Annotated in this window: 5 protein-coding genes; 2 read left to right on the forward strand and 3 right to left on the reverse strand. The window is 31.0% G+C overall.

Annotation, left to right across the window (positions count from 1 at the left end; translation table 11 throughout):
• Positions 1 to 178 precede the first annotated feature (178 nt).
• Positions 179 to 481 carry a hypothetical protein gene (locus tag ACFQ32_RS08595; RefSeq protein WP_046325872.1) on the reverse strand — a complete coding sequence of 101 codons (303 nt, stop codon included), beginning with the start codon at positions 479 to 481 and terminating at the stop codon, positions 179 to 181.
• 136 nt (positions 482 to 617) lie between these two features.
• On the opposite strand from ACFQ32_RS08595, the gene ACFQ32_RS08600 reads away from it, so the two are divergent.
• Positions 618 to 1,343, forward strand: coding sequence for a hypothetical protein (locus ACFQ32_RS08600; RefSeq protein ID WP_046325873.1), 726 nt, complete (start codon positions 618 to 620; stop codon positions 1,341 to 1,343).
• A gap of 54 nt (positions 1,344 to 1,397) precedes the next feature.
• Here the strand turns inward: ACFQ32_RS08600 and ACFQ32_RS08605 are convergent, their stop codons facing one another.
• Together ACFQ32_RS08605 and ACFQ32_RS08610 are read right to left on the reverse strand one after the other, a co-directional pair.
• Positions 1,398 to 2,675, reverse strand: coding sequence for a hypothetical protein (locus ACFQ32_RS08605; protein WP_046325874.1), 1,278 nt, complete (start codon positions 2,673 to 2,675; stop codon positions 1,398 to 1,400).
• A 5-nt stretch (positions 2,676 to 2,680) separates the two neighbouring features.
• Positions 2,681 to 5,839 (reverse strand): type IV secretory system conjugative DNA transfer family protein, encoded by a 3,159-nt coding sequence (locus ACFQ32_RS08610; protein WP_046325875.1) that lies wholly within the window; start codon positions 5,837 to 5,839, stop codon positions 2,681 to 2,683.
• 185 nt (positions 5,840 to 6,024) lie between these two features.
• Between ACFQ32_RS08610 and ACFQ32_RS08615 the strand changes: the two genes are divergently transcribed.
• On the forward strand, positions 6,025 to 6,335 hold a 311-nt coding region (locus ACFQ32_RS08615), incomplete at its 3' end, for an SLAP domain-containing protein (protein WP_379907132.1).

Below are 6,335 nucleotides of genomic sequence, written 5' to 3' on the forward strand. Positions count from 1 at the left end.
GTTCCTTTATATTTTCAAATGATGCAGGATACGCTAATAATCTGTAAAAAATTATCTCACTTACACGTATAATTATACTTACATTTATACTTACACAGATGTTTACAATTATACTTATTTAGTACTGGGATAAACTATCAATGTTAATAAATTTTCGTAATCTATATTATCTTACTCATTAGTATTCTTCAGTGTTGTTTTCATCCCAAATTTCTTTTGCATGCGTGTTTTCTTTTTTAGTATGACTTTTGGAAATTATTTTCTCTCTTTTTTCACTATATAATTTATTAGTTTTTGTTATTTCTTCTGCAAACATAGTCGATAAAAGAAGATCTTTATTCCCATAATCCTTTATAAAATATCTAATAACTAGTTTTATAACTTGAGTTATATTTAAGCTTCTTTGTTTATTTAGAAAGTCTATGATATCTTTATCTCTTCTTGAATCTAATCTAATATCTACTCTTGTTCTTTCCTTCATATGCTTTTCTTTCTATAGTTTGAATAACAAAATTATATTATTTCTAGTATGTAATTTTTTAAATTTCTAGAAAACAAAAATTTAAAGTGTAAAATTGTTACACTGTATTAAATCCAAAAATTTAGGGAGAGATACTGTGAACTTAGTCAGCAAGTCTACTTTAGCAAGCTATTATGAATGTTACCTCTATAAGTTATTAAGAGAACATCATGAAGATAACAACAAATTTCATTATGTAATCACAAAATATTTAGCCAACACGGAAAAAGGGGATGAATTAAAAAACGAAAATATTATTTCTCGTGATAATAACCATTCTAAAAAGCAAAGCAATAGAGTAGGGGAGCCAAAACCAGAATTTAAAAAACAGGACAAGCAAAAAAAAGACGAAAAAGTAAAACAGAAAAATATGAATTCGACTTTTGTAGATCTAAAAAAGTCTTTTGAGACAGCAGAATGGCTTAGAAAATTAAATAGCTTAAAAGTTGACATTTCAAACAATTTAACCAAAATGAAAATAAAAAAAATTGATATTATTAATTTAAATAATAATTCAGAAAATTATCTTCCACTAAATAGCCGATCGCTAAATTTGTTGTATTCTGTAATCATTGGAATAAACTTAGACATCATTTTAATTTTTAATGACCAAACTATAATTAGTCTTGCTCCGAAAAATTGGCTGGAGACTGCTACACCTGAAACTTTGATTAAAAACAATTACAGTTTTGTTTATCACGACCTGGATATAAGAGCATTTGAGCAAGATTTAAAGTCTATATGTGTCGATGAAATAACTGCACCACAGTATATCCAAATGTGGTTAAAGTATATACCCATAGTTTTTGCTAAGGATAAATAAAAGGAGCGAATGCCATTGAAACAATGGAATTTACTCCTTTTTGCTATTTCAAAATTAGTTATTATCCTGACTATCTAATGCTTTTTGAAATTCTTCATTTATTTTATCACCTTCAAATATATTTTCTTTATATTCTAGTGTCTTCAGCATGTCATTAATTAAGTTAATCTTATTATAAAGAGGTTCAAGCTTTTGCTCAAAAACTTTTTTAACAACATCTGTTAGAATTGCTTTATCTGAACTCTTATGTAATTTATCTTTTTGAATACTATCTAAAATTAGTTTAATATCAAATTTTTGGTGAGTTACAGTATTATCGCTTTCAATGCGAATCAAACTAAGTTGTCCATCGTTCACCCCTATAAAACTGTTAAGAAAACCTGAATATTGAAATTTATAAATGGCATCTTGAAAATCAACTATAGAATAATTTTCCAAGAACGAAGGATAATGAGAGGCCAACCAGTTTAATAACAGATCAGAATCATAAGATTGTAAAGATATATATAAATTTCTTGCCTGATATGCTAAGTTACCCTTCACAGAGCCGTCGGAATCTTTGTCAAGTGAGATATACATGTCGTTTTTAAATTTAGTAATCTGTGACAAAAAAAGGCATTTAGGAGTTGACGTATCTAAAAGCAGAATAACTTCTTTATCATTAAAACCAAACTGAAGAAGGAGTTGAGCATATGTCTTTGTACGTAGCCATGATGCCGGAATTATTATTAGTCCTTTGTTATGTAGCCAATTTGAAGATTCTCTCATTTTACCTTTAATCATAAGGTGAGAATGTATTGACCATACTGTTTTTAATAGCTGATGAAACGCAGCAATCCTACTTGTCTTTAAAGATTCAACGAATATTTTCAGAAAGGATATTTGAGATTTTGAAATATATGTAAATTTAATATTTTCAATTTCTGAAAAAATTTCTTCATCACTTAATCGTCTTAAGCGCTCTAGCGCATCTAACATACTCTCATCATTTAAACTAGCTATCTGGTCTAATAACAATAACATTCCCGTAATAACTTTGGTATTTAATCTGAGTTTACGTATTGGCTCTAGAGAGCGATAGGCCCTGGCCAAAGCATCACAAAGTTTAGGTTCTTGCACATAATCATGACGTAGAAGTAATTCGTTCTTTGAGCAATCTAAGAAAATTACTCCTATGGCTTCTTTTAAAAAATCTTTTGCACTTTTTAAGTAGGCATCATTTAAGATTAAAATTCTTGCTGTTTTCTTGTTATCTAGAGCTTGTCGAAAGAGCAATCGTTTATTAACATTTTGACTAATAGTTGCTTCAATATTTAACGATAAATTTCCCATAATTATTATTTCTCATCCATTCCGTGTTGATGCATAAATCGGTCGTTTGTATTGACAAAGCCATCATCATCAATAAAACTCTCTGAATTGTCTAATGTGCCAATCATCTCAGATAAACTTTCTGCTAAGTTACGCCCATAATTCTTTTGTTTAATTGCATCATTTTCTGCTTTCTGTTTAGCAATAAAAGAATCATGCTTAGCTAGAATCTTATCGTGGTCTCCCGGTAGCAATCGTGATATCTCATCGTATTCTTTCTCAGGTATGCCATTTAACTTTTCAAGCTTTTCAAAATTGTTTAGTTTTTTAGAGTTTGCGACTTGGACAAGTAAACGAGATATTTCTTGTAAAAGTAAAGTTTGCTTTTCTTTGTCTACATTAGACCTTTTTCTCTTCTCCGTTTCAAGATCAACAGATATATGCTTTTCTACTAAGGCTGAACTTTCTGACGTATAGGGCGCTATTTTGTGCTTTGTCACGCCCTGGTCATTATCTCTACTCGTTGATTCCAATATTTTTGCAAGGTCTGAACTATTTAATTTCTTATTGGGCGATGGTTCTGGCAATTTTGTTAAAGTTTGTATGTTATTATTCAAACGGTTATTACCCCCATGGGCTTTACCAGAATGCACAGCGTTACGTGCTATTTCAGCAAACTCAAGCTTTTCCTTTGACTTTTCTTTGACTTTTCTAGAGCTAACATGATTAGAATTAAGATCGCTGTCCGCATCTAATCCTGACACATTTAGTTCTCCTTTCGATCTTGTTTTTTTTATGTTTAGTTTATCTTTTTTAATATCTTCTACAATTTCTAAGTCAACGGCATCTAAATCTGAGTTAATGTGGATCGTATTTTTCATCATATTAGCAAAAGCATCATGATCTCTTGCGTCATTAATATCAAAAACATTTGGATTGTTTCTAATGTCTTCATCCGTTAAAAACTTTGTTTTTATTATTTCGAACATTTCTGAGCCGTGCTGTGCAGGGTGTCGTATTGCTATATTAAATCTAGCCAATGATTGTAGTTCTGAAGCAGTTATATTTGGTACTGTTGAGCGTCTAGCAGAAATCATCTTGTGGCTACTATCCAAATCAGCTGTTAAATCTATTTGCTGGTCATTAATAGTTTCAGTTATCTCTGACTTTTCCCCAAAATATGGTTCTAAAATTTTAGCGTCCTCAGCTCCTAAATCTCCAAAGGTACCTCGAGTTAACATATTACTCATCAAGGTGTTAAAAAAATCTTTTCCAAATGTATAAGAAAGCTGAGAAGGGCTTTGAGCTGCAACAATTATAGGGACATTATATTTTCTGGCTTGTGCAACAAAGCTTTTAAATGCTTCTGAAACAAAATCAGGAAATTCATCAGCGTAAAGTGGGAACATAGGTACTTTATCTGGCTTCCTGCGAATTGTCGCGTTTTGAAATGACATTAAATAGATTTGTCCCAAACGATTAGCTAATTGATCCTGTAACTCTGCTTTAGCAGTATTACACAACAAAATACCACCGTTTTTAAGTAAATCATCTAAATTGAATTCACCGGAATCTCTAAATAACACCCTCCTAAGATACTTATTTTTAGAAAGATCATCTAAAGTATTTTTAAGACCTCTAATATTTTCTTCCTGTTTATCAATCCACATAGGCTCACCTTCATGAGGACCTGTTTTTTGAGTAATAATTCCTTTACCAAACATAGCAGGAGTAATTTCACTGTGAAACCACTTAGACGTTCCTAGTGCTACTTCATATTTATCATATAATTCTTGATATCTTGTTTTTTTATCTGTTGAACTTTTTTCACTTTCATATTCCTTTTTTGCCTTTTCAACTTTAGAGTTCAGGGCATAGACATATTTATCTAAAATTTTAATTTTATCTACTACAAGATAAAGATCGTTGTATAAAGCCACCAAATCTGTGAACGTTACGATTTTATTTTCAATAATTCCTGAAAATCTCAAAAGATAAATAAAGTTTTTTAAGTGTGTTCGCTCTGACTGCTGAAAGAAATCATTATTATCAGCTTTTACGCCAGCTATAATATTAGTTACCGTTTCAACCACAGTATCAACTGGTCCTCTTAGTAAATTTAAAGACGGAGTTTTAGGATTAGTAGGATCAAGCCAGATAATCTTTTCCTTAGGGACCCCCATATTTAAACATAGTTGATAAACACTACTACATAAGTCGTTTGAAGTTTCAATTACAGCAAAGCCATTGAGGTATTTAGTCGCAATATTACGCTTTGTTTTAAGATAATCTGGATTTTTGGAAATTTTAGGAAAATCTCGTATGTAGCGCAAGTAGTACCCAACATCTTGTAAAATTTGTGGTATAAAAATTGTAGAAGTTTTTCCTGCACCAACTGGACCAAAATAGACACTGTTTTCTTTCCTATGAATAGGTGTAAGCTCAACAATATCACCAGTTTCAATTGAAGTACCCAAAATCATGTATGGTTCAGATGCACATATTTGTTTCTCACTTTTAATAGGAATTCCTGTTAAAAGTGAATGTAGTTGCGGATCGTGATAGTGGAAGTTAACCATCCACTTGTCTATATCCGTTTTTTGAATTGTTTCTTCCGAAAAAAAGCGTTGGTATAAAAGAAACGTAACAATAACTGGTATTGACATAATAAATACACGTAAAATATAAGTATTACCATTAATAGCATCAGTCATTCTAACCGTCCAACCAGTAACAGTAGGGTGGAGGTATAGAAACTGTATGTATGGAAGAACTGTAAATGTTAACGGTAACCCTAATATAGATCCTATAGTTACGGATACTTGGATATTTGAAGTTTTCTGCACTGACCAAAGTTTATCTTTTTTTGTTTTAGAATCTAATTGCAACTGATTCGAATAAAAGTAAAACAAATAGCGGTTTACCACAAAAATGGCAATCATATTGCAAATACATATCAGTGTTAACAATAAAATTGAAAATTGAAAATTGAAAGTTCTAATAATTGGAAAAACTGTAAAAAATATATGCATCCCACAAATAGTGAATGGAATGAGCCAACAAAAGCTTTGGAGCTTTTTAAATATATCAATGGCTTCATCTAAGTTTTTCAAACTTAATAATAAAAGAAATTTATTTTTTCTCTTAATTACGTTCTGAATCCATCTTTGTAAGCTATTTATCATAATGTCTCCTTTCATAAATAGCTTACCTAGTGACAAAATACATGGGTTGTTTACTCAAGTTTTATAAAAATTGATTATAAAAGATTTTTTCCCAGTTAAATACTCTCAAAATTTACCACTGCAATAATGGTTTATATGTTCTATAATGACTAGTAGAAAGTTCGATTGTTTTTTGAGGTGATTAAATGAAATTAAATAAAAAGTTTGTTTATGGTTCCATAGCAAGCATTCTTGCTATTAGTCCTATGATACCCGCAGTAATGCCAAGCAATACAGAAGTATTAGCTGCTAAGACTGATACTCTCACGTTGAATCATAATTCTTATGTTTATACGGCTCAGGGCAAGCGCACCTATTATAACAGTAAAGGGACATTGCGTATGGGCACCACCGTAAACGGTAATGCCAAAACAACTTCGATTAATGGTAAAAGCTACTATCCTTTAACCGGTGGTGCCTACGTTAAGGCGGCTAATGTTGGTGTTGTCAACAAACA

The organism is Lactobacillus melliventris (genome assembly GCF_042679465.1).
GTDB classification, from domain to species: domain Bacteria; phylum Bacillota; class Bacilli; order Lactobacillales; family Lactobacillaceae; genus Lactobacillus; species Lactobacillus melliventris.

Excerpts from the sequence above, each read along its gene's own strand:
- ACFQ32_RS08595 (WP_046325872.1), bottom strand. The coding sequence starts at position 481 with ATGAAGGAAAGAACAAGAGTAGATATTAGATTAGATTCAAGAAGAGAT.
- ACFQ32_RS08605 (WP_046325874.1), bottom strand. The coding sequence starts at position 2,675 with ATGGGAAATTTATCGTTAAATATTGAAGCAACTATTAGTCAAAATGTT.
- ACFQ32_RS08610 (WP_046325875.1), bottom strand. The coding sequence starts at position 5,839 with ATGATAAATAGCTTACAAAGATGGATTCAGAACGTAATTAAGAGAAAA.